The organism is Pseudomonas sp. E141 (assembly GCF_052659885.1).
In genome coordinates, this window is sequence record NZ_CP084024.1 from 4,883,316 (window position 1) to 4,909,660 (window position 26,345).

22 protein-coding genes and 3 tRNA genes are annotated in these 26,345 nt (G+C 58.9%); 2 read left to right on the top strand and 23 right to left on the bottom strand.

Going from position 1 to position 26,345, the window contains the following annotated elements:
• Positions 1 to 17: 17 nt before the first annotated feature.
• Positions 18 to 2,228 carry a DUF1631 domain-containing protein gene (locus tag GKKCFE_RS21825; RefSeq protein ID WP_076383531.1) on the bottom strand — a complete coding sequence of 737 codons (2,211 nt, stop codon included), beginning with the start codon at positions 2,226 to 2,228 and terminating at the stop codon, positions 18 to 20.
• A 288-nt stretch (positions 2,229 to 2,516) separates the two neighbouring features.
• Here GKKCFE_RS21825 and nadC point away from each other — a divergent pair, with 288 nt between their 5' ends.
• Complete coding sequence (gene nadC, locus GKKCFE_RS21830) at positions 2,517 to 3,365, top strand: carboxylating nicotinate-nucleotide diphosphorylase (protein WP_047229050.1); 849 nt, start codon at positions 2,517 to 2,519, stop codon at positions 3,363 to 3,365.
• A gap of 38 nt (positions 3,366 to 3,403) precedes the next feature.
• On the opposite strand, the gene GKKCFE_RS21835 is transcribed toward nadC, so the two are convergent.
• The 17 genes from GKKCFE_RS21835 to rlmE form a co-directional block, all read right to left on the bottom strand.
• On the bottom strand, positions 3,404 to 3,709 hold the full coding sequence (locus tag GKKCFE_RS21835; RefSeq protein ID WP_047229051.1) for a DUF6388 family protein: 306 nt from the start codon (positions 3,707 to 3,709) through the stop codon (positions 3,404 to 3,406).
• A 201-nt stretch (positions 3,710 to 3,910) separates the two neighbouring features.
• A tRNA-Thr gene (locus GKKCFE_RS21840) sits at positions 3,911 to 3,986 on the bottom strand.
• A gap of 125 nt (positions 3,987 to 4,111) precedes the next feature.
• The gene (gene pnp / locus GKKCFE_RS21845; RefSeq protein ID WP_047229052.1) at positions 4,112 to 6,217 is read right to left on the bottom strand and encodes a polyribonucleotide nucleotidyltransferase; all 2,106 of its coding nucleotides are present in this window, start codon (positions 6,215 to 6,217) and stop codon (positions 4,112 to 4,114) included.
• Between the two features lie 175 nt (positions 6,218 to 6,392).
• Positions 6,393 to 6,662, bottom strand: coding sequence for a 30S ribosomal protein S15 (gene rpsO, locus GKKCFE_RS21850; RefSeq protein WP_024684882.1), 270 nt, complete (start codon positions 6,660 to 6,662; stop codon positions 6,393 to 6,395).
• A gap of 142 nt (positions 6,663 to 6,804) precedes the next feature.
• On the bottom strand, positions 6,805 to 7,722 hold the full coding sequence (gene truB, locus GKKCFE_RS21855; protein WP_092394915.1) for a tRNA pseudouridine(55) synthase TruB: 918 nt from the start codon (positions 7,720 to 7,722) through the stop codon (positions 6,805 to 6,807).
• Positions 7,723 to 7,725: 3 nt separating this feature from the next.
• On the bottom strand, positions 7,726 to 8,127 hold the full coding sequence (gene rbfA, locus GKKCFE_RS21860) for a 30S ribosome-binding factor RbfA (RefSeq protein ID WP_003177871.1): 402 nt from the start codon (positions 8,125 to 8,127) through the stop codon (positions 7,726 to 7,728).
• A gap of 159 nt (positions 8,128 to 8,286) precedes the next feature.
• The gene (gene infB, locus GKKCFE_RS21865; protein WP_139049107.1) at positions 8,287 to 10,809 is read right to left on the bottom strand and encodes a translation initiation factor IF-2; all 2,523 of its coding nucleotides are present in this window, start codon (positions 10,807 to 10,809) and stop codon (positions 8,287 to 8,289) included.
• 27 nt (positions 10,810 to 10,836) lie between these two features.
• Entirely contained in the window at positions 10,837 to 12,318 is a 1,482-nt protein-coding gene (gene nusA / locus GKKCFE_RS21870; protein WP_047229054.1) for a transcription termination factor NusA, read from the bottom strand.
• Positions 12,319 to 12,377: 59 nt separating this feature from the next.
• Entirely contained in the window at positions 12,378 to 12,836 is a 459-nt protein-coding gene (gene rimP, locus GKKCFE_RS21875; RefSeq protein WP_025211790.1) for a ribosome maturation factor RimP, read from the bottom strand.
• A gap of 140 nt (positions 12,837 to 12,976) precedes the next feature.
• Positions 12,977 to 13,053 (bottom strand) — tRNA-Met (locus GKKCFE_RS21880).
• A gap of 97 nt (positions 13,054 to 13,150) precedes the next feature.
• Positions 13,151 to 13,236: transfer RNA gene (locus tag GKKCFE_RS21885), tRNA-Leu, on the bottom strand.
• A 21-nt stretch (positions 13,237 to 13,257) separates the two neighbouring features.
• Complete coding sequence (gene secG, locus GKKCFE_RS21890; protein ID WP_047229055.1) at positions 13,258 to 13,641, bottom strand: preprotein translocase subunit SecG; 384 nt, start codon at positions 13,639 to 13,641, stop codon at positions 13,258 to 13,260.
• Positions 13,642 to 13,645: 4 nt separating this feature from the next.
• The gene (gene tpiA, locus GKKCFE_RS21895) at positions 13,646 to 14,401 is read right to left on the bottom strand and encodes a triose-phosphate isomerase (RefSeq protein WP_107321863.1); all 756 of its coding nucleotides are present in this window, start codon (positions 14,399 to 14,401) and stop codon (positions 13,646 to 13,648) included.
• 66 nt (positions 14,402 to 14,467) lie between these two features.
• Positions 14,468 to 15,805, bottom strand: coding sequence for a phosphoglucosamine mutase (gene glmM / locus GKKCFE_RS21900; protein WP_139049106.1), 1,338 nt, complete (start codon positions 15,803 to 15,805; stop codon positions 14,468 to 14,470).
• A gap of 16 nt (positions 15,806 to 15,821) precedes the next feature.
• Positions 15,822 to 16,673: a dihydropteroate synthase gene (gene folP, locus GKKCFE_RS21905; protein WP_445577078.1), complete on the bottom strand. Its 852-nt coding sequence runs from the start codon at positions 16,671 to 16,673 to the stop codon at positions 15,822 to 15,824.
• A gap of 8 nt (positions 16,674 to 16,681) precedes the next feature.
• Positions 16,682 to 18,595 carry an ATP-dependent zinc metalloprotease FtsH gene (gene ftsH / locus GKKCFE_RS21910; RefSeq protein ID WP_047229059.1) on the bottom strand — a complete coding sequence of 638 codons (1,914 nt, stop codon included), beginning with the start codon at positions 18,593 to 18,595 and terminating at the stop codon, positions 16,682 to 16,684.
• Positions 18,596 to 18,787: 192 nt separating this feature from the next.
• A complete protein-coding gene (rlmE, locus tag GKKCFE_RS21915) occupies positions 18,788 to 19,438 on the bottom strand; it encodes a 23S rRNA (uridine(2552)-2'-O)-methyltransferase RlmE (RefSeq protein WP_047229060.1) in 651 nt (216 codons plus the stop codon).
• A gap of 107 nt (positions 19,439 to 19,545) precedes the next feature.
• Between rlmE and GKKCFE_RS21920 the strand changes: the two genes are divergently transcribed.
• A complete protein-coding gene (locus GKKCFE_RS21920; RefSeq protein WP_003177852.1) occupies positions 19,546 to 19,854 on the top strand; it encodes a YhbY family RNA-binding protein in 309 nt (102 codons plus the stop codon).
• Positions 19,855 to 19,864: 10 nt separating this feature from the next.
• Here GKKCFE_RS21920 and GKKCFE_RS21925 read toward each other — a convergent pair whose 3' ends face one another.
• The 5 genes from GKKCFE_RS21925 to dapB form a co-directional block, all read right to left on the bottom strand.
• The gene (locus tag GKKCFE_RS21925; RefSeq protein WP_047229061.1) at positions 19,865 to 20,269 is read right to left on the bottom strand and encodes a hypothetical protein; all 405 of its coding nucleotides are present in this window, start codon (positions 20,267 to 20,269) and stop codon (positions 19,865 to 19,867) included.
• Positions 20,270 to 20,297: 28 nt separating this feature from the next.
• Entirely contained in the window at positions 20,298 to 20,774 is a 477-nt protein-coding gene (greA, locus tag GKKCFE_RS21930) for a transcription elongation factor GreA (protein ID WP_027911987.1), read from the bottom strand.
• Positions 20,775 to 20,776: 2 nt separating this feature from the next.
• A complete protein-coding gene (gene carB / locus GKKCFE_RS21935) occupies positions 20,777 to 23,998 on the bottom strand; it encodes a carbamoyl-phosphate synthase large subunit (protein ID WP_047229062.1) in 3,222 nt (1,073 codons plus the stop codon).
• Positions 23,999 to 24,103: 105 nt separating this feature from the next.
• On the bottom strand, positions 24,104 to 25,240 hold the full coding sequence (gene carA / locus GKKCFE_RS21940) for a glutamine-hydrolyzing carbamoyl-phosphate synthase small subunit (protein WP_047229063.1): 1,137 nt from the start codon (positions 25,238 to 25,240) through the stop codon (positions 24,104 to 24,106).
• Positions 25,241 to 25,534: 294 nt separating this feature from the next.
• Entirely contained in the window at positions 25,535 to 26,341 is an 807-nt protein-coding gene (dapB, locus tag GKKCFE_RS21945; RefSeq protein WP_107321860.1) for a 4-hydroxy-tetrahydrodipicolinate reductase, read from the bottom strand.
• Positions 26,342 to 26,345 lie beyond the last annotated feature (4 nt).

Here is a 26,345-nt window from a genome sequence, read left to right on the forward strand (position 1 = left end):
CGGCCCTGGCTGTGCGATCACTTGCCGCGATTGAGCTGACGCAGATTGCCCAGCACCGATTCCAGCGCCCGGTCGAACAGCAAGGTGTCGTCCAACAGACGCGCCGTCCCTCGGCGAAATTCCAGGGCCAGGCTGGTGCGGCTGTGCTCCAGCACTTTGAGGCCCGTGCGGTTGACGAAGACATATTTGCCGGTGGCCTCGATGATCGCCGCCAGTTTGCAACGCAGGCTGTTGTCATCGTCCTCCTGGAACTCAACCCAGCTTCCCAATCGCAACTGATCGACCTGAAGCAGGCCCACATCATCGGCCGGCAAGTGCACCGCCGCACTGTCTTCCGGGGCCTTTTGAGCGGTGCGCAGGACAATTTTCTCCGAGACCTGGACCATGACCGGCGAATTGAACGACTGGGTTTGTTCCGTTGCCTGTCCCATGCGTTCGAGGGCCAGCACGTGGAGGGTTTCCAGCTCGCTGAAAAACTCGCTGGTGGCAAACGGGTCGAACGCCGAACGGCTCAGGCCTTCACGCAAGGCTTTGAGCAGCTGCGGCACTATCGTCAGCAAGCGCAGGCCGGCATCCGGTTCTTCGTGATGCTGGACGCTCCAGATCAGTTCTTCCAGCGTCAAAACGTCGGCCTGCCACTCGGCTGAATATTTGCCGTGCTTGAAGCAGGTCAGCAATAACACCTGGCTCCAGGCGTGCTGCACGAACTCCACCACCGCTTGCGGCAACACTTTGCCCAGCATGACCTGGTTCAGCACGCCTTCGACGCGCAGGCGCGCCAGTTCGGCCTTGGCCCGACCTTCTTCGGCGTCACGAATACGCTGTTCGAGCAATTCGCTGCGACGTCTTTCATCGCTGGTGAAGGCCAGGAAATCGGCCAGCAATTCAGAGAAGATCGCCGGGTCATCGACAAAGTCATTCAACAACCGCTGCACCACCTGTTCGATGCGCAGATAGAGGCTGTCGCGCTGATGGTCGTCGCAATCGCCCCAGCCGGTGGCAGCAGCGGCGATTTCATTGAGCAGCCGTCGGGCCGGATGATTGCCCCGACTGAAAAAGCTCTTGTCCTGCACCGCAACCTTGAGCATCGGAATCTGCAGACGGCCGATCAACGCCTTGAAGGAGTCCGGCAGGTTATGGTCGTCGAGGATGAATTCAAACATCATCGAGATCAGGTTGATCACGTCTTCATCGGCGTCGTCGACCACCCGCGACTTGCCGCTTCTGACGCTGACCCGGGTCAGCAGCTGTTCGAGTTGGCTGCGCAGGTCGAACTCATCCTCTATGGCAGGCGCCGGCACGTACTGCTGCAAATGGGAGAGCAGGCGCAGCAAATCACGGGTCGAGATCGGTTGAGCCGGTGCGCTGGCCTCCAGAGTCGGGGCCACGCTGCCACGCACCTGCATCAATAGTTTCTGCAACGCAGCAAATACTTCCTGCACGCTGTCATCGACTTCGGCGGCCTTGGGGCCGGCACTTTCAGTCTTGGTACGCGGGGCCTCATCGGCGCGATCCGACGCTCGTCGCGAGGGTGAAATCTTGAGATCCGGCAGGATGCCCGTAGCGGCCAGCAACTGGTTGGCCTCGGTATACAGTTGATCGCACTCGCTGAGCACATAGCGCTCGAACAATTTGAGCAGGATCAGCTTGACCTTGATCTCCACCCCCAGGTTGCGACCGGCCTGTAGAAAGTTTTCACACAGCAGCGCCGGGCTCAAAGGGTTCTGCTGGTTTGCCAGCGGCCTGGTGAGCAAGACGCTGAGCCGTGCAGTCAGCTGCTCAAGAGCCACGCTATCGCGACTGAGCACACGGGTGACCATGGCCTCCACCGCCAGATGACGCTCCAGGTCATCATGCGTGCGCTGAACCTGAGGGCCGGAGGCCTGCGCCGGCGCCAAGGTGGCTTGGGTCGGATCGTATTGGGCGAGGCTGACAAAGGCTTCGAAAAACTGCTCGATAAATTCGCGCTCAATGCTTTTGCGCTTGAGGCGCAAGTCCCGCATGGCTTCGAAGAACAGGTTCTGATCGACATCGTTGCGCGCCCGATCGGCCATTTCAAACAGCGTGTCGTCGGCATTGTCGAACAGCCCCTGCAAACCAAGGCGCAACTGCTGGGCGGCCTTGTCGCGCACCTGAAGCAGAATCACAGGCAGGCGGGCGAGCGGCGAACGGTTCGCCTGATCGGTAGAAACCTTGTGCAAGGGCACTACATTCCCGTCGTTGTGCATCCTGGTCTCCTGAAAGGGTGCTCTTGCGCTCGAAACGTCAAAGCCATGACGTCAATCGAAAGGCGGATTATCTGGTAAAAGAACCCGGTCATGCCAGCAGACTCTGTGACCCAGGTCGAAATACTCCGCAATAAGTGACCGGACAATCGGGGAAATGTTGCGAGGATGCGACCAAATGCAGGTTTCGATGCCTGGCGCAGACGTCCGGCGCCGTCCCCCATAAGGAACATTGTTTGTGAGACAAGCCACTGGCCCTATAATCGGGCCACTTTGTTTGTGGAGCCCGTTATGCCGAATCTACGTCTCGCCGATCTGACCGCCGAAATCGAGGCCAACGTGCGCCGCGCGTTGCTCGAAGACATCGGCAGCGGCGACATCACCGCGCAACTGATCCCCGCCGAACGCCTGGCCAAAGCCACCATCATTACCCGGGAAGCCGCAGTCATCAGCGGCACGGCCTGGGTCGATGCCGTGTTCCGGCAACTGGATCCGCGCGTCGCCGTGCATTGGCAAGTACGCGATGGCGACCGGGCAAGCCCCGACCAGGCGCTGTTCCACCTCGAAGGCCCGGCCCGCTCGCTGCTGACCGGCGAACGCAGCGCGCTGAACTTTCTGCAGATGCTTTCTGGCGTGGCCACCCGAGCCCGCTACTTGGCCGACTTTGTGGCCGACACCCAGGTCAAGCTGCTGGACACTCGCAAAACCCTCCCAGGGCTGCGCTTGGCCCAGAAGTACGCCGTCACCTGTGGCGGTTGCCATAACCACCGCATCGGCCTCTACGATGCCTTCCTGATCAAGGAAAACCACATCGCAGCCTGCGGCGGCATCGCCCAGGCCATTGCCGCCGCCCACAAGATCGCACCGGGCAAACCGGTGGAAATCGAAGTGGAAAGCCTGACTGAATTGAAAGAAGCGCTGGCGGCCAATGCCGACATCATCATGCTCGACGAACTGAGCCTGGATGACATGCGCGAAGCCGTACGCCTGAACGGCGGCAAGGCGAAGCTGGAGGCCAGCGGCGGGATCAACGAAAGCACGTTGCGCCCCATTGCCGAGACCGGGGTGGACTACATCTCGATCGGGGCAATGACCAAGGATGTGAAAGCGGTGGACCTGTCGATGCGGCTCAGTCTCTGACAACAAAAAACGCCAGCCTCAAAAGGCTGGCGTTTTTATCAGACCACCAGATTATTCATCTCGCAGTATTCATCCCATTCCACACCCAGTACCTCGGCCGCTTCCTTGTGCAAGGCAAGGCGCTGTTCCTCGAACTCTTCAGGTGTGCTGGTGTACTTGAGCGTCAACTCCCAAGGCTGTAATCCCTGGGCTTCGGCCTCATCCTCGAACGCCCACTGGATCTGGTCTTTTTGATCGTCGGCGCTCAGGTCCTTGATCTCTTCGAGCAACTGGGGCGCATCCAGCACGTACTTCTTCAGTGCTTCTTCGTGTCTGGCTTCCTGGGTCAATGCTTTAGCAGTCATGGCGTTCTCGTTGATCTGGGGAATGGAAGATGGATCTGGATCATCAAGGATCTCTCTGACGCAAAAAACCGTGTGAAGCCCGGTTTATCTGGCCTTCAGAACCATTCGGGGATCATCTGAAAACAAATGTGTGTGCTTTTTGGGACAAGGGAATCCTAACAGAGACACAAGCCTGTGCAACAACCGCAAGTGAGAAGAACCTGGTGCCCGAGACAGGAATCGAACCTGCGACCTTCGCGTTACGAGTGCGCTGCTCTACCGGCTGAGCTACACGGGCGGTGGGCTAAACCTAGCACTGAGCTTATGGCCAGGCAACCTGCGACACGGTGATTTCCCGCACACAGCAAAACGCCCCGAACCAGTCGGGGCGTTTGCTTGTTCAGCGGCTAAGCGAGGGGGTGATTAAACGCCCGACGCCTTGGCTGCCGCTACGTCCTTGATGGACAGCTTGATACGACCGCGGTTGTCCACGTCCAGTACCAGCACTTCCACTTCCTGACCTTCTTTGAGGATGTCGGTCACTTTCTCGACGCGAGCATCGCTCAGCATGGAGATGTGAACCAGACCGTCCTTGCCCGGCAGGATGTTGACGAACGCGCCGAAGTCGACGATACGCTCAACCTTGCCCACGTAGATCTTGCCGATCTCGGCTTCTGCGGTGATGCCCAGGACGCGCTGACGTGCTGCTTCTGCCGCTTCCTTGGTTTCGCCGAAGATCTTGATCGAGCCGTCGTCTTCGATGTCGATCGAAGCCTTGGTTTCTTCACAGATCGCACGGATGGTCGCGCCGCCTTTACCGATGACATCACGGATTTTGTCGGTGTCGATTTTCATCGCGATCATGGTCGGAGCGTTTTCCGACAACTCGGTACGCGACTGACCAATGATCTGGTTCATCTGGCCGAGGATGTTCAGGCGCGCTTCCAGGGCTTGGCCCAGGGCGATTTCCATGATCTCTTCGGTGATGCCCTTGATCTTGATGTCCATCTGCAGTGCGGTCACGCCTTTGGCGGTACCGGCCACTTTGAAGTCCATGTCGCCCAGGTGGTCTTCGTCACCCAGGATGTCGGTCAGGACGGCGAACTTCTCGCCTTCTTTCACCAGACCCATGGCGATACCGGCAACCGGAGCCTTCATCGGCACACCGGCGTCCATCAGGGCCAGGGAAGCGCCGCAGACCGAAGCCATGGAGCTCGAACCGTTGGACTCGGTGATTTCCGATACCACGCGAATGGTGTACGGGAACACGTCAGCGGCTGGCAGCATGGCCTGGACCGAACGACGGGCCAGACGGCCGTGACCGATTTCGCGACGACCGGCGCCACCCATGCGACCACACTCGCCCACCGAGAACGGAGGGAAGTTGTAGTGCAGCATGAACGGGTCTTTTTTCTCGCCTTCCAGGGTGTCCAGCAGTTGCGCGTCACGGGCGGTGCCCAGTGTTGCAACGACCAGGGCCTGGGTTTCGCCACGGGTGAACAGCGCCGAACCGTGGGTCTTTGGCAGAACGCCGACTTCAATGTTCAGCGGACGCACGGTGCGAGTGTCGCGACCGTCAATGCGTGGCTTGCCATTGACGATGTTTTCGCGAACGGTGCGGTATTCGATTTCACCGAAAGCGGCTTTGACTTCAGCGGCAGTCGGCTGGCCTTCTTCACCGGACAGCTTGGCAACCACCTGGTCTTTCAGCTCGCCCAGGCGCGCATAACGATCGGCCTTGACGGTGATGGTGTAAGCCTGGGAGATCGCTTCGCCGAACTCGGCACGGATCGCGCCCAGCAGTTCGGTGGCTTCGGCTTGTGGAGCCCAGGTCCAGGTTGGCTTGGCGGCTTCGGCGGCCAGTTCCTTGACGGCGTTGATCACCACCTGGAACTCGTCGTGGGCGAACAGTACAGCGCCCAGCATCTGGTCTTCGGTCAGCTCTTTGGCTTCGGATTCAACCATCAGCACGGCTTCGGAAGTACCGGCCACGACCATGTCCAGGCTCGAAGCTTTCAGTTGCTCGTAGGTCGGGTTCAGCAGGTAGCCGGTGCTTTCGTGGAACGCAACGCGGGCAGCGCCGATCGGACCATCGAAAGGAATGCCGGAGATCGCCAGCGCGGCCGAAGTACCGATCATCGCAGCGATGTCCGGATCAGTCTTCTTGCTGGTGGAAACGACGGTGCAGACAACCTGCACTTCGTTCATGAAGCCTTCTGGGAACAGCGGACGGATCGGACGGTCGATCAGTCGGGAAGTCAGGGTTTCCTTCTCGGAAGGACGGCCTTCGCGCTTGAAGAAACCGCCAGGGATCTTACCGGCAGCGTAAGTCTTTTCCTGGTAGTGGACAGACAGAGGGAAGAAGCCCTTGCCTGGATCGGCTTGCTTGGCACCGACAACGGTCACCAATACGCTGACGTCGTCGTCAACGGTGACCAGCACTGCGCCGGAGGCCTGACGGGCGATACGGCCAGTCTCGAGGGTAACGGTCGACTGACCGAACTGGAATTTTTTGATTACCGGGTTCACGGTGTCCTACCTTCTTTGTGGCTCTTGGGGAACTTGTCTTCTTGCGAAATTCTTGGGCAGTGCGGGGAATCGGCCCAACGACTGTCCAGATAAAACTTGAGGCTGGGAGCCTGCCGGCTGCCGGCGCAAAACGCAGGCAACAGGCAGACAACCAACCTCATAGCGCAATCGCTGATTAGCGACGCAGACCCAGGCGACCGATCAAGGTGCTGTAACGACTTACGTCCTTACCCTTGAGGTAATCCAGCAGCTTACGACGCTGGTTTACCATGCGGATCAGACCACGACGGGAGTGGTGATCTTTACCGTTGGCCTTGAAGTGACCCTGCAGTTTGTTGATGTTGGCGGTCAGCAGTGCAACTTGCACTTCTGGCGAACCAGTATCACCAACAGCTTGCTGGTAGTCGGTCACGATCTGAGCTTTTTCTTCAACGCTGAGTGCCATGTGGCTTTCCTCTTGTAAGGTACCGTTCCCAAGGAAACCGTACCAACAGGCCAGGGACAAATCCCTGTATCTATAAATGAGTAGTGACCGTGCCTGTTAACAGCCACACTCGCCAACCTGCTGTTACACAGGCTGGTTCCGGTCATTCCGACCGAATCAGTCGACGCGGCGCAATGCGCCCGTCTTCGCTCACTTCACCGATACCGATGAAGCGGCCATTGTGATCCTGTACCCGTACCATGCCGAACTTCGGTGCATCCGGAGCACGTACCGGTTGGCCGTTGAGCCAGTAGAACGCGCTGTGCTCGGAGAACTGCAACAGTGGCCAGTCCAGCAGGCCGCTGTCCGATGGCATCAGGAAACGGTCAACCGCTTCGTTGCCGCCTTCGGCATGTACCGCTTCGAGCTCTTCCAGCGTGACCGTCTGGGCCAGCGTGAAAGGTCCGGCCTGGGTCCGTCGCAGTTCGGCCACGTACGCACCACAGCCGAGCTTTTCACCAATATCCTCCACCAGGGTGCGGATATAGGTGCCTTTGCTGCAATCGACTGCCAGCCGCGCAGTATTACCGTCAAAGGCCAGCAATTCCAAGCGCGCAATAGTAACAGAACGCGGTTCACGCTCCACTACTTCGCCTGCACGGGCCAGCTTGTATAACGGCTGGCCATCACGCTTGAGAGCAGAGTACATCGGCGGTATCTGGCTGATTTGTCCGCGAAAACCCGGCAACACAGCCTCGACATCAGCCTGACCAACGGTCACCGGTCGCTCCAGCAACACCTCACCTTCGGCGTCCGCCGTGGTGGTGGTCTTGCCCAGTTGCGCCAGGGTTTCGTAACCCTTGTCCGAATCGAGCAAATACTGAGAGAACTTGGTCGCCTCGCCAAAACACAGTGGCAACACGCCGGTAGCCAGCGGATCAAGGCTGCCGGTGTGCCCGGCTTTCTCGGCATTGAGCAGCCAGCGAACCTTCTGCAACGCCGCATTGGAGGTGAACCCCAGCGGTTTGTCGAGCAGGATGATGCCGCTGACGTTACGGCGGATACGTTTGACCTGAGCCACCGATTACTCCTTGGTGTCTTCGGGTTCAGCCGCAACCGGGTGCTGACTGTCTTCAGCCACGGCGCGCTCGATCAGGGCCGACAGATGCGCGCCCCGCACGACGCTTTCGTCGTAGTGGAAGTGCAACTGTGGAACGCTGCGCAGCTTCATCTCCCGGGCCAACTGCATCCGCAGGAAACCGGCAGCCGAGTTGAGCACCTTGATGCTTTGGGCGATTTCTTCGGCGCTGTCCTGCCCCATCACGGTGATGAAAATCTTTGCATGACCGACGTCACGGCTGACTTCCACTGCGGTAATGGTGACCAGGCCGACGCGCGGGTCTTTGACTTCGCGACGGATCAGTTGGGCCAGCTCGCGCTGCATCTGATCGCCGATTCGTTGGGTACGGCTATATTCTTTTGCCATGTCTTGTTACCTGTTACTGCCCCACGGTCAAACCCGTGAGGTCTGAAAGCGGCAAACGCCCGGCCTGACAAAAGCCAGACCGGGCGTTGCGTTTAGAGTCCGCCTGAGAGGCAGCGCATGTTCATGCGACTGCCCGGTGCGGCTCTTGAAGTACGCGAGTCAGAGGCTGCGAGCAACCTGGACCTTCTCGAAGACTTCGATCTTGTCGCCGACCTTGACGTCGTTGTAGCTCTTGACGCCAATACCGCATTCCATGCCAGCGCGGACTTCCGAAGCGTCATCCTTGAAGCGGCGCAGGGATTCCAGCTCGCCTTCGAAGATAACGATGTCTTCACGCAGTACACGGATTGGACGGTTACGGTGAACGACACCTTCGATCACCATGCAACCGGCGATCGCGCCAAACTTCGGCGAACGGAACACGTCACGCACTTCAGCGGTACCCAGGATGTTCTCGCGAACATCGCTGCCCAACATACCGGTCAGGGCTTTCTTGACGTCTTCGATGATGTCGTAGATCACGTTGTAGTAACGCATATCCAGACCTTCCTGCTCGACGATCTTGCGAGCGCCGGCATCGGCACGCACGTTGAAGCCAAACAGTACAGCGTTGGAGGCCAGTGCCAGGTTGGCGTCGGATTCGGTGATACCACCGACACCGCCACCGACCACGCGCACTTGCACTTCGTCGTTACCCAGGCCATTCAAGGCGCCGTTCAACGCTTCCAGCGATCCACGGACGTCGGATTTGAGGACGATGTTGAGCGTCTTCTTCTCTTCCTGGCCCATGTTCTCGAAGATGTTTTCCAGCTTGCCGGCGTGAGCACGAGCCAGTTTGACTTCGCGGAACTTGCCTTGACGGAACAGAGCCACTTCACGGGCTTTCTTCTCGTCAGCCACAACGCTCATCTCGTCGCCAGCGTCCGGAGTGCCGTCCAGGCCGAGGATCTCGACCGGGATAGCAGGACCTGCTTCCTTGATGGGCTTGCCGTTCTCGTCGAGCATGGCGCGCACGCGGCCATAGTTCGAACCGACCAGCACCATGTCGCCCTGGCGCAGGGTACCGTCTTGAACCAGAACGGTCGCAACCGGGCCACGGCCCTTGTCGAGACGCGATTCGACGACCACGCCACGGCCAGGAGCCGAAGGCGTAGCGGTCAGTTCCAGAACCTCGGCTTGCAACAGAACGGCTTCGAGCAGCTCGTCAACGCCGGTACCCATCTTCGCAGAGACCGGTACGAATGGAGTGTCGCCACCCCACTCTTCGGAAGTCACGCCGTGAACCGACAGTTCGCTACGGATGCGATCGAGATCGGCGCCCGGCTTGTCGATCTTGTTCACCGCAACCACCAGAGGGACGCCAGCTGCCTTGGCATGCTGAACGGCTTCGATGGTTTGTGGCATCACGCCGTCGTCCGCTGCGACCACCAGGATCACGATGTCGGTCGCTTTGGCACCACGGGCACGCATTGCGGTAAACGCAGCGTGACCTGGGGTGTCGAGGAACGTCACCATGCCGCGGTCGGTTTCAACGTGGTAGGCGCCGATGTGCTGGGTGATACCACCCGCCTCGCCTGCCGCAACCTTCGCACGACGGATATAGTCGAGCAGGGAGGTTTTACCGTGGTCAACGTGGCCCATTACGGTCACGACCGGAGCACGGGAAACCGCCTCGCCTTCAAACTTCAGGGACTCGGCCAGGGAATCTTCCAGGGCCGTGTCGCTGACCAGGGTCACTTTGTGGCCCAGCTCTTCAGCAACCAGTTGGGCAGTTTCCTGATCCAGTACCTGGTTGATGGTGGCCGGCGTACCCAGCTTGAACATGAACTTGATGATTTCAGCAGCCTTGACCGACATCTGCTGGGCCAGATCGCCCACAGTGATGGTCTCGCCGATCTTCACTTCACGCACGACAGGGCCGGTAGGGCTCTGGAAACCGTGGGCGTTGCGTTTCTTCAGCTTGGCCTTGCCGCGACCGCCACGACGGAAGCCATCGCTTTCTTCGTCGGTGGTACGTGGCGCAACGCGTGGCGCTGGCGCCTTTTCCTTGACCGAAGCACGATGAGGAGCGTTTTTGCGCTCGCCATCGCCACTGCCCCGACGGTTGTCGTCGGCACGTGGTTTGTCCGGACGACGCTGTTCATCGCGCTTGCGGGTATCGGCCGCAGGTGCTGGAGCGGGTGTCGGGACCGGCGCGCTTTCACGCACTGGCTCGGCTGCCGGGACTGGAGCCGCAACGGCTTCGGCCGGAGCGGATTGCGCAGCAGCAGGCTGGCGACGCGCTTCTTCTTCGGCGCGACGCTTGGCTTCTTCTTCAGCCTTCTGACGTGCAGCATTTTCTACTGCGCGACGTTCTTCCAGTTCGCGTTTGCGCTCGGCTTCGATTTCTTCCGGGCTGCGCTGTACGAAGACTTTCTTCTTGCGTACTTCAACGCTGATGCTTTTGCTACCGGCAACACGCAGGGTGCTGGTGGTTTTACGCTGCAGAGTGATCTTGCGCGGTTCTTCCACTTTCGCCTTGTGACTGCTCTTCAAGTGAGTCAGCAGGGACTGCTTCTCACTGTCGGTCACATGTTCCTCGGCGGCGGTGTGCGGCAGACCTGCCTCACGCATCTGCTGCAACAGGCGCTCTACCGGTGTTTTGACCTCATCGGCCAGTTGTTTCACCGTGACTTGCGTCATGCACTTCTCTCCTCAGGCCGCGCCTAATTACTCGAACCAGTGGGCTCGGGCGGCCATGATCAACTTGCCGGCACGATCATCGTCAATGCCGTCGATGTCGAGCAGATCGTCAATAGACTGCTCGGCCAGGTCTTCGCGGGTAATTACGCCGCGCACCGCCAGTTCCATCGCCAAATCCTTGTCCATGCCCTCAAGCGAGAGCAGGTCTTCGGCCGGATGGGCGTCTGCCAGCTTTTCCTCAGTAGCGATGGCTTTGGTCAACAAACGATCCTTGGCCCGAGCGCGAAGCTCGTTGACGATGTCCTCGTCAAAGCCGTCGATGTTGAGCATTTCCTCCACCGGTACGTAGGCAATCTCTTCCAGGCTGGTAAAGCCTTCATCCACCAGCACCTGCGCCAGCTCTTCATCGACTTCAAGCTCTTCGATGAAGTTGCGCAGGATATCGCCGGTTTCAGCTTGCTGCTTAGCCTGGATGTCCGATTCGGTCATCACGTTCAGTGTCCAGCCAGTCAATTGGCTAGCCAGACGCACGTTCTGACCACCGCGACCGATGGCCTGAGCGAGATTGTCTGCGCCAACGGCGATGTCCATTGCATGGGCATCTTCGTCGACGATAATTGCCGCCACTTCAGCAGGCGACATGGCGTTGATCACGAACTGAGCCGGGTTGTCGTCCCACAGGACGATATCCACACGCTCGCCGCCCAACTCGCCGGATACGGCCTGGACACGCGAACCACGCATGCCAATGCAGGCACCTTGCGGGTCGATGCGCTTGTCCTTGGAGCGGACCGCGATCTTGGCACGCGAACCCGGATCACGGGAGGCGGCCATTACTTCGATCAGGCCTTCAGCAATTTCCGGCACTTCGATGCGGAACAACTCGATCAGCATTTCCGGCGCGGTACGCGACAGGATCAGCTGCGGGCCCCGGTTCTCGGTGCGGATTTCCTTGAGCAGCGCACGCAAACGCACGCCAACCCGGAAAGTTTCGCGAGAAATGATGTCTTCACGAGCCAGCAACGCTTCAGCGTTGTTGCCCAGGTCGACAATCACGTTGTCGCGGGTGACTTTCTTCACGGTGCCGGAGATGATTTCACCCAGGCGCTCGCGATAAGCATCGACGACTTGCGCACGCTCGGCTTCGCGAACTTTCTGCACAATGACCTGCTTGGCGGTCTGCGCAGCAATACGACCGAACTCGATGGATTCGATCTTCTCTTCGACTACATCACCTACCTTGGCGCCAGGATGCGTTTCTGCAACCTTGCTTGGCCAGGTTTCGATAGCCGGATCGTCCAGGTCGGCTTCTTCGACGACCGTCCAGCGACGGAAAGTCTCATAGGCACCGGTGTGGCGATTGATTTCCACACGCAAATCAACTTCGTCTTCAAACCGCTTCTTGGTAGCAGTGGCCAGAGCCAGCTCCAGCGCTTCAAAAATAACGTTAGCCGGTACGCCCTTTTCATTGGATACCGACTCAACAACCAGCAGTACTTCTTTGCTCATCGTACGCCTCGCCTTTCGCAAGCCATTGGATCCGCGGGATCCGCAGTATCTGGCACGTATCAGTCAAAACTGGGAATAATGTTGGCCTTGTCGATCATATCGATCGGCAACAGGAACTCATGGTCTTCTACCTGCACCACGACATCCTGCTCTTCTACACCGCGCAGAAGGCCTTGAAAGTTGCGTCGACCTTCGAAGGGCGAGCGCAGCTTGATCTTCACTTGTTCACCGGCAAACGAAGCGAACTGTTCAAGGGTGAACAGAGGGCGTTCCATGCCAGGCGAGGAAACTTCAAGGGTGTATTCGGAAGTGATTGGATCTTCGACATCCAATACACCGCTGATCTGACGGCTGACGATGGCGCAGTCATCCACCAATACGCCGCCTTCCTTATCGATATAAACGCGCAACAGTGAGTGGCGACCTTGAGCCGAAAACTCAATACCCCAGCATTCATAGCCAAGGGCCACGACCACCGGGGCCAACAAGGCCTGCAACTGTTCTAGCTTGCTCGACACCTGAACCCCCTCGTGCATGTTTGTGCATGCTGTGCAAATAAAAAAAAATGGGCGAATAGCCCATCCCTGAAACGCCGTTGAACAGCGGCGTTATAAAGTGTCCAGCTAACAAAAAGCCCCTTGGAAGGGGCCCCTGAAACTGGTTGCGGGAGCCGGATTTGAACCGACGACCTTCGGGTTATGAGCCCGACGAGCTACCAGACTGCTCCATCCCGCGACAAAGCTGGGGCGGAAGTATACGACCGATCCCTTACAGGGTCAATGTAACCCTTCCACCTACAAGAAAGCCCGCAATCGCGGGCTCTCCTGATAATTGGTACCGAGAAGGGGACTCGAACCCCTACACCCTATGGGCACAACCACCTCAAGGTTGCGTGTCTACCAATTCCACCACCTCGGCAATACAGCGTTTGAAACCTTCTTACTTCTGCTCTTGAGCTGGAGGCACGTCAGTCGCCGGATTGGCCGACTGTTGCTCTTGAAGCACCGGTACATCATCAGAAGCCGGTTGTTGCTTTGGTACTTCCAACACTGCTGGGTTTGGCAAACCTACTTGAGTCAGCTCTTGAGCCTTCTCTTTAGCAAAGTAACCTAACCCCAAGCTGGTTATGAAGAAACCGGCGGCAAGTATAGCAGTAAACTTACTAAGAAAGGTAGAGGAACCTTGGCTTCCGAACACAGTATTTGAAGCACCTGCACCGAAAGACGCACCAGCATCCGCACCTTTACCCTGCTGCAGCAATACCAGGGCAACTACACCCAATGCACCCAGCAGATGAAAAACGACTACGACTGTTTCCAGCATTTTTTCAGTTTCCCGCGGCGCGACAGATCGCACCGAACTCATCTGCATTCAGGGACGCTCCACCAATGAGCCCCCCATCGATATCCGGCATGCCGAACAGTTCGACCGCATTGGCCGCCTTCACGCTGCCGCCGTATAGAAGCCGCACACCTCGTGCCACTTCAGAATTCTCTGCCGCCAACTGCGCGCGGATGGCGGCGTGCACATCCTGCGCCTGTTGCGGCGAAGCAGTCAGTCCGGTCCCAATGGCCCAGACCGGCTCGTAAGCAATGACCGCCTTTGCAAAAGCACCGACACCCAGCTCCTCGATGATGCTGCCCAGCTGACGCTCGACAACTTCAAGGGTCTTGCCGGCTTCACGCTGCACAAGGGTTTCCCCTATGCACAACACCGGAGTCAGACCGCAGGCCTGGGCCGCAGCAAACTTGCGGATCAAGGTCTTGTCCTGCTCGCCCATGATCATGCGGCGCTCGGAATGCCCGACCAAAACCAGGGAACAACCTGCATCCACCAGCTGACTCGGCGCAATTTCACCGGTCAACGCGCCCTGCATGGATTCCACCGCGGAATTCTGCGCACCAACCGCAATCGACTTGCCTTTCAAACCATCAACCACTTGATTGATATACAGGCAAGGCGGGAATACCGCGACGTCAACACCGCTTGACAAGGCCAGATGACGAAGGCCTTTGATCAGCTCAGCGACGCTGGCGCGGGTACCGTGCATCTTCCAGTTACCAGCTACCATAGGGCGACGCATGCTGTACCTCGTCGGTCAAAGTGGGCGCAGATGTTACCCAACCGATTGATGACTGGCAAGCCGAATTCAGGCAGAAACTTCACTAACAAGCTTCGCCAGCTCTTCAGCATAACCGCGGACCTGTGCTTCATCCTCGCCTTCGACCATGACCCGCACCAACGGCTCGGTACCAGACTTGCGCAATAGCACGCGCCCCCGCCCAGCCATAGCCTGCGTTACGCGCTCGCTGGCTTGCTTGACCGTCGCATGCTCAAGAGGGTTCGCACCACCGCCGAAACGCACATTAATCAGCACCTGCGGGCATTTGCGCAACGCCTGACGCGACTGCGCAAGCCCTTCATTGCGCGCCTTGAGTGCCATCAGTACTTGCAAGGCAGCAATAATTGCATCGCCAGTGGTGGTGTGGTCAAAACAAACGATATGCCCGGAGTTCTCGCCCCCGATCACCCAATTGCGCTCCAGCAGCTCCGAGATCACATAGCGATCACCGACATTGGCCCGCACGAAGGGAATATCCAGGTCCGCCAGGGCCAACTCGAGCCCGAGATTGCTCATCAACGTCCCCACCACGCCGCCCTGCAGCTTGCCGCGCCCGTGCAGATCGCGAGCAATGATGAACAGCAGCTCATCACCATCGACGACAGTGCCAGTGTGATCAACCATCAGAACCCGGTCACCGTCACCATCAAAGGCAATCCCGAGATCAGCCTGCTCGGCCAGCACGGCCGCTTGCAGCGCCTCGGTATGAGTGGAGCCACAGTTGTGGTTGATGTTCAGCCCGTTAGGCTGGGCGGAGAGCACGACAACCTCTGCTCCCAATTCGCGAAATACGCTTGGCGCGACTTTATAGGTCGCACCATGAGCACAATCGACGACGATTTTCAGACCCGAAAAGCTCGTACCGGTGGGCACGCTGCCTTTGCAAAACTCGATATAACGACCTGACGCATCGTTGATCCGCGACACTTTACCGATCTTGCTCGACTCAACCACAGTCATCGGCGCGTCCAGCAGCTCTTCGATCATCAGCTCGATATCATCCGGCAGCTTGGTACCCTGGCCGGAGAAGAACTTGATGCCGTTGTCATCATGCGGGTTGTGTGAAGCACTGATCACGATGCCTGCCTGGGCCTGGAACGTACGCGTCAGGTAGGCAATGGCCGGCGTCGGCATCGGACCGAGCAGCATCACATCGGCGCCCGCCGAAGTCAGGCCGGCCTCGAGCGCCGATTCGAACATGTAGCCGGAAATTCGCGTGTCCTTGCCAACCAGCACTTTGCAGGCGCCCATCTTGCGGAACGCCATACCGGCAGCCCAGCCGAGCTTGAGCATGAAATCAGGGGTAATGGGGTATTCGCCGACCCGACCACGAATACCGTCGGTGCCAAAGTATTTCTTGCTCATAAGTGCTCCGTCATTCTTATTCGGCTGAATCCACTGCTGCGATCATCCGCACAACATCCATCGTTTCGGCCACATCATGCACCCGCAATATGCGTGCGCCTTTTGTAATAGCCAGGGCCGCCAGCGCAAGACCGCCGTACAGGCGCTCCCCCACGGGACGACCCAGGGCATTGCCTATCATGCTCTTTCGCGAAACCCCGACCAACAGGGGCCGCCCCAGGGCATGCAAGGCTTCCATATGTTTGAACAGGCTCAGGTTGTGAGCCAGCGTCTTGGCAAAGCCGAACCCGGGATCAAGAATGATCCGCTGCGCAGGAATACCTGCGGCGGCACATTGATCCAGGCGCTCCACCAAAAACTCTCCGACTTCCCTGGTCACATCATGATAGTGCGGGTCGTCCTGCATCGTTCCGGGCTCGCCCAGCATATGCATCAGACACACCGGCAACCCCGTAGCCGCTGCGGCATCCAGGGCACCATCGCGCCGCAAGGCGCGAACGTCGTTGATCAACCCCGCTCCAAGCCGCGCAGACTCACGCATGACCGCAGGCGTGGATGTATCCACCGAGATTATGACATCAAGCTCACGGTGGATGCGCTCGACAATCGGCGCCACACGCTCCAGCTCTTCGGTGGGCGAGACTGCCCGCGCGCCTGGCCGGGTCGACTCACCGCCGACATCGATCAGCGTCGCGCCGGCGGCGACCAAAGCCTCGGCATGCCGCAACGCAGCATCAAGCTGACTGAATCGACCGCCATCGGAAAAGGAATCGGGAGTGACATTGAGAATGCCCATGACATGGACATGGGACAAATCAAGAACCCGGTTGCCGCAAGGCAACCGGGCTGAGGACTGAACAGAAGTCATTTCAAGCCTTAAACGTCAGCAGCCGGACCGCCAATCGGTGTCTCCGGACGCTCGCCCTGTACCGCCGGAGGCGTACCGGACGTACCGGTGCCGCCGCCCGACCAGTCACGAGGCTCGCGAGGCTCGCGACCTGCCATGATGTCGTCGATCTGCTCGGCATCAATGGTTTCATACTTCATCAGGGCATCAGCCATGGCGTCGAGCTTGTCACGGTTATCCGTGAGGATCTGCTTGGCGGTGCCATAGCACTGGTCGATGATGCTGCGCACTTCAGAGTCGATCAGCTTTGCCGTCTCGCCAGAGAAGCTTGCGTGCTGGCCACCGCCACCACGACCGAGGAACACTTCACCCTCTTCTTCGGCGTACATCAGTGGACCCAGTTTTTCGGACAGGCCCCACTTGGTGACCATGTTCCGAGCGATCTGGCTGGCACGCATGATGTCGTTGGACGCGCCGGTGGTTACACCGTCAAAGCCCAGTGTCATTTCTTCGGCAATACGGCCGCCGTAGAGCGAACAGATCTGGCTGATCAGCGCACGCTTGGACAGGCTGTAACGATCTTCTTCCGGCAGGAACATGGTCACACCCAAGGCACGACCGCGCGGAATGATCGAGACCTTGTAGACCGGGTCATGTTCGGGCACCACACGACCAACGATCGCGTGACCCGCCTCGTGGTACGCCGTGTTCTGCTTTTCTTTCTCGGACATGACCATGGATTTGCGCTCCGCGCCCATCATGATCTTGTCTTTGGCCAGTTCGAACTCTTTCATCTCAACGACACGCTTGCCGGTACGAGCAGCGAACAGCGACGCCTCGTTGACCAGGTTCGCAAGGTCGGCACCGGAAAAACCCGGTGTACCACGAGCGATCACTGCCGGAGCGACGTCGTCACCCATCGGCACCTTGCGCATATGAACCTTGAGGATCTGTTCACGACCACGAATGTCCGGCAGCCCCACCACGACCTGGCGGTCGAAACGGCCTGGACGCAACAGCGCAGGATCGAGCACGTCCGGGCGGTTGGTGGCGGCAATCACGATGATGCCGTCATTCATTTCGAAACCGTCCATCTCGACCAGCAACTGGTTGAGGGTCTGCTCGCGCTCGTCGTGACCACCACCCATGCCGGCACCACGATGGCGACCGACAGCGTCGATTTCGTCGATGAAGATGATGCAAGGCGCATGTTTCTTGGCCTGTTCGAACATGTCACGCACACGACTGGCGCCCACACCGACGAACATTTCCACGAAGTCGGAACCGGAGATCGTGAAGAACGGCACTTTGGCTTCGCCGGCAATCGCCTTGGCCAGCAAGGTTTTACCGGTACCCGGAGGACCAACCATCAGCACGCCGCGTGGGATACGGCCGCCCAGGCGCTGGAACTTGCCCGGATCACGCAGGAATTCAACCAGCTCGCCGACCTCTTCCTTGGCCTCATCGCACCCGGCGACGTCGGCCAGGGTGGTTTTCACCTGGTCTTCGGAGAGCAGTCGGGCCTTGCTTTTGCCGAAACTCATCGGCCCACCCTTGCCACCGGCACCGCCCTGCATCTGGCGCATGAAGAACATGAACACCGCGATGATCACCAGGATCGGGAAGCTGGCCACCAGAAGCTGGGTCCAGATGCTCTGCTGCTCAGGCTGCTTGCCTTCGACCACGACATGATTGTCCACCAGGTCGCCGATGAGGCCGTTGTCCTGAATCGCCGGACGAATGGTCTTGAAGCTGTCACCATCGGTGCGCTTGCCGGTAATCACATAACCATCGACGGCAACGCGCTCGACCTTGCCATCCTTGACTTGCTGGATGAAGTCGGAATAGTTGAGGGTTTGCGGCTCGTTAGGGCTGGAGAAGTTGTTCATCACGGTCACAAGGACAGCGGCGATGATCAACCACAGGATCAGATTCTTTGCCATATCGTTCAATTAACTACCCTCTGAAGCAAGCTCCGCTACTGGCGCGCGCTTCGCATGATATTCACCGGCCTAACTTACTACATTACCTACGACTCTGGCAGGCGCCGTCTGTAACCCTTTGTGAAACTCTGACCGCGTAATTTTCGTAACACGGCTCTTGCAAGGCGAGACAAAAAAAACTATCGGCCTTTATCAAAGACGCTCATCACTGGCTGCGCCTTCAATTCCCCGGAAGCCCCGCGCCAGCAGATACTGCTCACGAGAGCGATCGCGCGACGACAATGGCTTGCGCATCTGCACTTTGTCGAACAGCTTGCGCATCCCCTTGTGGTACTCATCAAAACCTTCACCCTGGAAGACCTTGATCAAAAAATCACCACCTGGGCGCAACACCCGCCCGGCAAGATCCAGGGCCAGCTCGCTGAGGAACATTGCTCGAGGCATGTCGACAGCCGCCAATCCACTCATATTGGGGGCCATATCGGAAATCACAAGGTCAACCTGCGTATTTCCGACAGCCTCGAGAATCTGCGCCAGCACGGCGTCTTCGGTGAAATCGCCCTGGATGAAGGTCACGTCGGGGATGCTGTCCATTTCCAGGATGTCGGAAGCAATCAATCGCCCCTGACCGCCGATCAGACGACTGGTCACCTGAGACCATCCCCCCGGCGCGGCGCCAAGGTCGATCACGGTCATGCCAGGACGGATCAGACGATCCTTTTCCTGGATTTCGAGCAATTTATAGCTGGCACGAGAACGATAGCCGTCTTTTTGCGCCATTTTGACGTACGGATCGTTGAAATGCTCTCTGAGCCAGTTCTGGCTAGTCTTGGAACGGGCCACGGGCCACCTCTAAAAAATAAAACGGGTCGTGATTAACTGGGCGGTCCCGGACTCGCTCGGGTAAACTGGCCGCCGCTTTTTACAAGATCAGACGCAGGGGTCAGATTATGCCGCTCACTCAAGAGCAGAAGAAACAATACAAATCCATTGGCCACCATCTGAAACCGGTTTTGACTGTGGCTGACAACGGTTTGACTGAAGGTGTTCTAGCTGAGCTGGAACGCGCCTTGGGCGATCATGAGCTTATCAAGATCAAGCTCAATATTCTCGATCGCGAAGCCCGCCTGGCTGCCGTTGCCGAACTGTGCAAGACCGGCAAGGCAGACCTGGTGCAGGTCATCGGCAAGATGGCACTGATTTATCGCAAGAATTTCAGCGTCAACAAGCAACTGTCGAACGTTCACCGCTTCAAGTAATGCCAAAGGGTCAAGGGTGTGCTTCGCGCACCCTGCTGCTCCATCCGGGTACCGGTTGCAACACCAGCACCAACCCGGAAAAACCCAGCACCAGGTAGCTGAATACCTGCCACAGGCTCGCATCCGGCCAGCCGAGACGTACAGCAAGAAACATCCCGCACGCATACAACGACATGAGCAGCAACTGCCCACGAATGTCGCGCCATAGACTGTCAAGGCCCTCGGCCTGAACCAGCACCAAAGCCTGAAACACTACGCATGCCGAGGAAAAACCCACCAGAAGCGACGTCAGCATAGCTGCGATTTCATCGATGAGCAGCGGTGCCAGGCCGATTCGACCCAGCACCGGCAGCAAACCGACGTGCAACAACCAGACGCCGCCCACCCACAACATCTGGGTGAGCTGCCAGATCATGGCGCCGGCTCGCAGCGGACGCCTTCGCTCAGATGTGACGGACTTCGACAATCTCATACTCGATGACACCACCCGGCGTCTTCACAACCACTACATCGCCCTCTTCCTTGGCAATCAAGGCGCGCGCAATGGGGGAGCCGACGGAAATCTTGCCAAGCTTGATGTCCGCCTCGTCCTCACCAACGATCTGGTAAGTGACGCTTTCATCAGTCTCAACGTTGGCGATTTCCACTGTGGTGCCGAAAATGACCTTGCCAGTGTGCGGGATCGTCGTGACATCGATGATCACTGCATTCTGCATGCGACCTTCGATATCACGGACTCGCGCCTCGACCATACCCTGCTCCTCGCGGGCAGCGTGGTATTCGGCGTTTTCCTTGAGATCGCCCAGCTCACGCGCTTCGCCAATCGCCTGGCTCAAGCGCGGACGCTCGACCTTGGTCAGGAAAGCGTGTTCTTCTTCCAGAGCCTTCGCGCCCTGAACCGTCATCGGGTACTTGGTTATGCTCATGCCTTCAATCCTGCATGTAGATCCTGCAAGCGACGCACGGTCTTCTCGGGACCGAACTTGAGCGCTTCGCAGATAGCTTCGCCCGCAGCAATGGTCGTGGTGCAGTAGATCTTGTGCTGCAGCGCGTTGCGACGAATGGAATACGAATCGGCGATCGACTGGCGACCTTCGGTGGTGTTGATGATCAGCGTGACTTCGTCATTCTTGATCATGTCGACCACGTGCGGACGCCCCTCGGTCACCTTGTTCACGCGGCGCACCTTCAAGCCAGCCGCCTCGATCAGCTTGGCGGTACCGGCAGTGGCGACCACTTCGAAGCCCAAGTTGATCAGATCACGGGCCACGCCTGCAACCAGCGGCTTGTCGTCATCACGCACGCTGATGAACGCCGTGCCGCCAGTTGGCAGAACTTCGCTGGCGCCCATCTGGGCCTTGGCAAAAGCTTCGCCGAAGGTATCGCCCACGCCCATGACTTCGCCGGTGGACTTCATTTCAGGGCCAAGGATCGGGTCCACGCCAGGGAACTTGGCGAACGGGAACACCGCTTCTTTGACGCTGTAGAAGTTCGGAATGATTTCCTTGGTGAAGTTCAGCTCTTTCAGGGTCTTACCGGCCATGACCCGTGCAGCGATCATCGCCAGGGACACACCGATGCACTTGGAGACGAACGGTACGGTACGGGACGCGCGCGGGTTGACTTCGATGACGTAGATGTCCTCGCCCTGCAGGGCCAGTTGCACGTTCATCAGGCCGACCACGCCCAGCTCCAGGGCCATTTTCTTGACCTGCTCGCGCATTTCGTCCTGGATGTGGGCCGGCAACGAATAAGGCGGCAGCGAACAAGCGGAGTCACCGGAGTGAACACCGGCCTGCTCGATGTGCTGCATGATCGCGCCGATCACCACGTCCTTGCCGTCACAGACCGCATCCACGTCCATTTCGATGGCGCAGTTGAGGAAGTGGTCCAGCAGCACCGGGCTGTCGTTGGACACCTGAACCGCTTCGCGCAGGTAGCGCTTGAGTTCGTCTTCCTGGTAAACGATTTCCATCGCCCGACCGCCCAGTACATAGGATGGCCGCACCACCAGCGGGTAACCGATCTTGGCGGCGGCGCGAATCGCTTCGTCTTCGCTGCGCACGGTAGCGTTAGGCGGCTGACGCAGGTTCAGACGCTCAACCATCTGTTGGAAGCGCTCACGGTCTTCGGCACGGTCGATGGCATCCGGACTGGTCCCGATGATCGGCACACCGGCCGCTTCAAGGGCACGCGCCAGTTTCAGAGGGGTCTGGCCACCGTACTGGACGATCACGCCTTTTGGCTTCTCGACACGGACGATTTCCAGCACGTCTTCCAGGGTCACTGGTTCGAAATACAGGCGATCAGAGGTGTCGTAGTCGGTGGACACGGTTTCCGGGTTGCAGTTGACCATGATGGTCTCGTACCCGTCGTCGCGCAGGGCCAGTGCCGCGTGCACGCAGCAGTAGTCGAACTCGATGCCCTGGCCGATCCGGTTAGGACCGCCACCCAGGATCATGATCTTGTCACGCGTCGACGGCGCGGCTTCACACTCTTCTTCGTACGTGGAGTACAGGTAAGCAGTGTCGGTGGCGAATTCGGCGGCGCAAGTGTCCACGCGCTTGTAGACCGGGAACACTTCAAGCTTGTGGCGATGACTGCGCAGACTCTTCTCGGTCACACCCAGCAGTTTTGCCAGGCGCATGTCGGAGAAGCCCTTGCGCTTGAGGCGGAACATCGTGTCGTGGTCAATGCTGGACATGCCCAGGGTCTTGACCTTCTCCTCTTCCTTGATCAGATCTTCGATCTGCACCAGGAACCAAGGGTCGATCATGTTCATGCCGAAGATCTGCTCGACAGTCATGCCGGCACGGAAGGCGTCCGCCACGTACCAGATCCGCTCGGCGCCCGGCACGGTCAGCTCACGCTTGAGCTCGCTCATGGCGTCCGGGTGGCTGAGGTCCAGCTTCGGATCAAGGCCGCAAACACCTACTTCCAGACCGCGAAGAGCCTTCTGCAGGGATTCCTGGAAGGTCCGGCCGATGGCCATGACTTCACCGACCGACTTCATCTGAGTGGTCAGGCGGGCGTCGGCCTTGGCGAATTTCTCGAAGGCGAAACGTGGCAGCTTGGTGACGACGTAGTCGATGGACGGCTCGAAAGACGCCGGGGTCTTGCCACCGGTGATGTCGTTCGACAGTTCGTCCAGGGTGTAACCCACAGCCAGTTTGGCCGCGACCTTGGCGATCGGGAAGCCGGTGGCTTTCGAAGCCAGGGCCGAGGAACGGGATACCCGCGGGTTCATCTCGATGACCACCATGCGACCGGTGTTCGGGCAGATGCCGAACTGGACGTTGGAGCCGCCGGTTTCCACGCCGATCTCGCGCAGTACCGCCAGGGAGGCGTTCCGCAGGATCTGGTATTCCTTGTCAGTCAGCGTCTGGGCGGGTGCGACGGTGATGGAGTCACCGGTGTGCACGCCCATCGGGTCGAAGTTTTCGATGGAGCAGACGATGATGCAGTTGTCCTTTTTGTCGCGGACAACTTCCATTTCATATTCTTTCCAGCCGATCAGGGATTCGTCGATCAGCAGCTCTTTGGTCGGCGACAGATCCAGACCACGGGCACAGATTTCTTCGAATTCTTCACGGTTGTAAGCGATGCCGCCACCGGTGCCGCCCATGGTGAAGGACGGACGGATGATGCACGGGAAGCCGAGGCGCTCCAGGACGGCGTTGGCTTCTTCCATGCTGTGGGCGATGCCCGAGCGTGGGCAGTCCAGGCCGATGGATTTCATCGCCTTGTCGAAGCGCGAACGGTCTTCGGCCTTGTCGATGGTGTCGGCGTTGGCGCCGATCATTTCCACACCGAACTTCTCCAGGACGCCTTCACGCTCCAGGTCCAGGGCGCAGTTCAATGCAGTCTGGCCACCCATGGTCGGCAGCAGTGCGTCCGGGCGCTCCTTCTCGATGATCTTGGCAACGGTCTGCCACTTGATCGGCTCGATGTAGGTGGCGTCGGCCATGGCCGGGTCGGTCATGATGGTGGCCGGGTTGGAGTTCACCAGGATGACGCGATAGCCCTCTTCGCGCAGGGCTTTGCAGGCCTGGGCGCCGGAGTAGTCGAATTCGCAGGCCTGGCCGATCACGATCGGGCCAGCGCCGAGAATCAGGATGCTTTTTATGTCTGTACGTTTTGGCATGGGTTTGTCACTCAAATCCGCAGGTCAGTCGGCTAGGCCGTCGAACAATCTTTGCAGCGCCCAAGGGGACCACCGGTTTCGGGGCCGCCCTCAGGCTTCACGCGGTCAGCGTCGCTTGGCCATCTCGGTGATGAAGCGATCGAACAGCGGCGCTACATCGTTCGGGCCAGGGCTCGCTTCAGGGTGGCCCTGGAAGCTGAATGCGCTCTTGTCGGTACGCTCGATGCCTTGCAGCGTGCCGTCGAACAGCGACTTGTGGATCGCCCGCACGTTTGCCGGCAGGGTCGCCTCATCCACCGCAAAGCCGTGGTTCTGGCTGGTGATCATTACCACGCCAGTATCCAGGTCCTGGACCGGGTGGTTGGCACCGTGGTGGCCGTGCCCCATTTTCAAGGTCTTGGCGCCCGAAGCGAGGGCCAGCAACTGATGACCGAGGCAGATGCCGAACACCGGGATCTCGGTTTCCAGCACGTCCTTGATCGCCTGGATCGCGTAGTCGCAAGGCTCGGGATCACCCGGGCCGTTGGACAGGAACACGCCGTCAGGATTGAGGGCCAGGACATCTGCCGCTGGGGTTTGCGCCGGCACCACGGTCACGCGGCAACCACGCTCCACGAGCATGCGCAGGATGTTCAGCTTGACGCCGTAGTCGTACGCAACCACGTGGTACGGCAGCTCGGAAGCTTCGATCGTCGCGTGGCTGTCGGTCTTCAAGTCCCAGACCGTGGAGCGCCACTCATACTGCTTCTTGGTGCTGACGACTTTCGCCAGATCCATGCCTTTAAGGCCAGGGAAGCCCTGGGCAGCGGCGATGGCGGCTTCTTCAGTGATGTTGTCACCAGCCATGATGCAGCCGTTCTGCGCGCCCTTCTCGCGAAGGATGCGGGTCAGGCGACGGGTGTCGATACCGGCGATTGCCACAACGTTGTTGGCTTTCAGGTAGTCGGACAGGGACATGGTGTTACGCCAGTTGCTCGCTACCAGCGGCAGATCACGGATGACCAGGCCGGCGGACCAGACACGATCGGACTCGGCATCTTGCGGCGTGGTGCCGGTGTTGCCGATGTGCGGGTAAGTCAAAGTAACGATTTGCTGGGCGTAGGAAGGATCGGTAAGAATTTCCTGATAGCCGGTCATTGCGGTGTTAAACACCACCTCACCAACGGTCTGGCCGTCGGCTCCAATGGCTTCGCCGCGAAAAATGCTGCCATCAGCAAGGGCGAGTATGGCTGGCTTAGTCAAGAAGACCTCCCGTAAATAAAGCCTGAAAGGGCGATCGCAGGTTGTAAAAAAGCGGAGTGACGTATGGACACGTCACCCCGCTTGTTCACTGAATTATTCTGCGCGCTTTTAGTGGACACACTAAAGCTGTAGCTTACAGAAAAAGGCTTTTTTGGTCCACCGCTAATGAGCCTTAAAGGCAGGGGAATGCGACAGGTCGTCGCGAGGCGGTGTAAAACGGGGCTCAGTATAACCTGAACCCCGCTTTCGGGCGCTGCGTCTGGCAAAAGGTTTGCCAGACAGCACACCGAAACATCAACGCAGGTCGAGAACATCCTGCATGTCGTACAGACCAGCCGGGCGGCCATCCAGCCACAACGCGGCACGCACCGCACCCTTGGCGAAGGTCATGCGGCTTGACGCCTTGTGAGTGATCTCCAGACGCTCGCCCTCTGTGGCGAACAGCACGGTGTGATCCCCCACCACATCCCCACCACGAACCGTGGCGAAACCGATGGTGTCGCGCTCACGGGCACCGGTATGCCCTTCGCGTCCGTAGACGGCCACCTTCTGCAGATCGCGACCCAAGGTATCGGCAATCACTTCACCCATGCGCAGGGCCGTGCCCGAAGGCGCGTCGATCTTGTGTCGGTGGTGAGCCTCGATGATTTCGATATCCGCATCGTCACCCAGAACCCGAGCCGTCATCTCCAGCAGCTTCAACGACAGATTCACACCCACGCTGAAGTTCGCCGCAAAAACGATCGGAATATCGTTGCCAGCCTCGGCCAGTAACTGCTTTTGCGCAGCATCCAGCCCGGTCGTGCCAATGACCATGGCCTTGCCATGCTTGCGGCAAATGGCCAGATTTTTCAGCATCACTTGCGGCAGGGTGAAATCGATCAGGACATCGAACTCATCCAAGACCTTTTCCAGGCCACCGGACATCGGCACCCCGATACGCCCCAGGGAGGCCAGCTCGCCCGCATCAGCACCGACCAGCGTACTGTCGGGCCGGACGATAGCGGCTGTCAGGCCCGAGAGCGGCGAGCGCTGCTGCACCGCCTCGACCAACGCCTTGCCCATGCGCCCGGCAGCGCCCATCACAGCTATACGTCGCATGCGA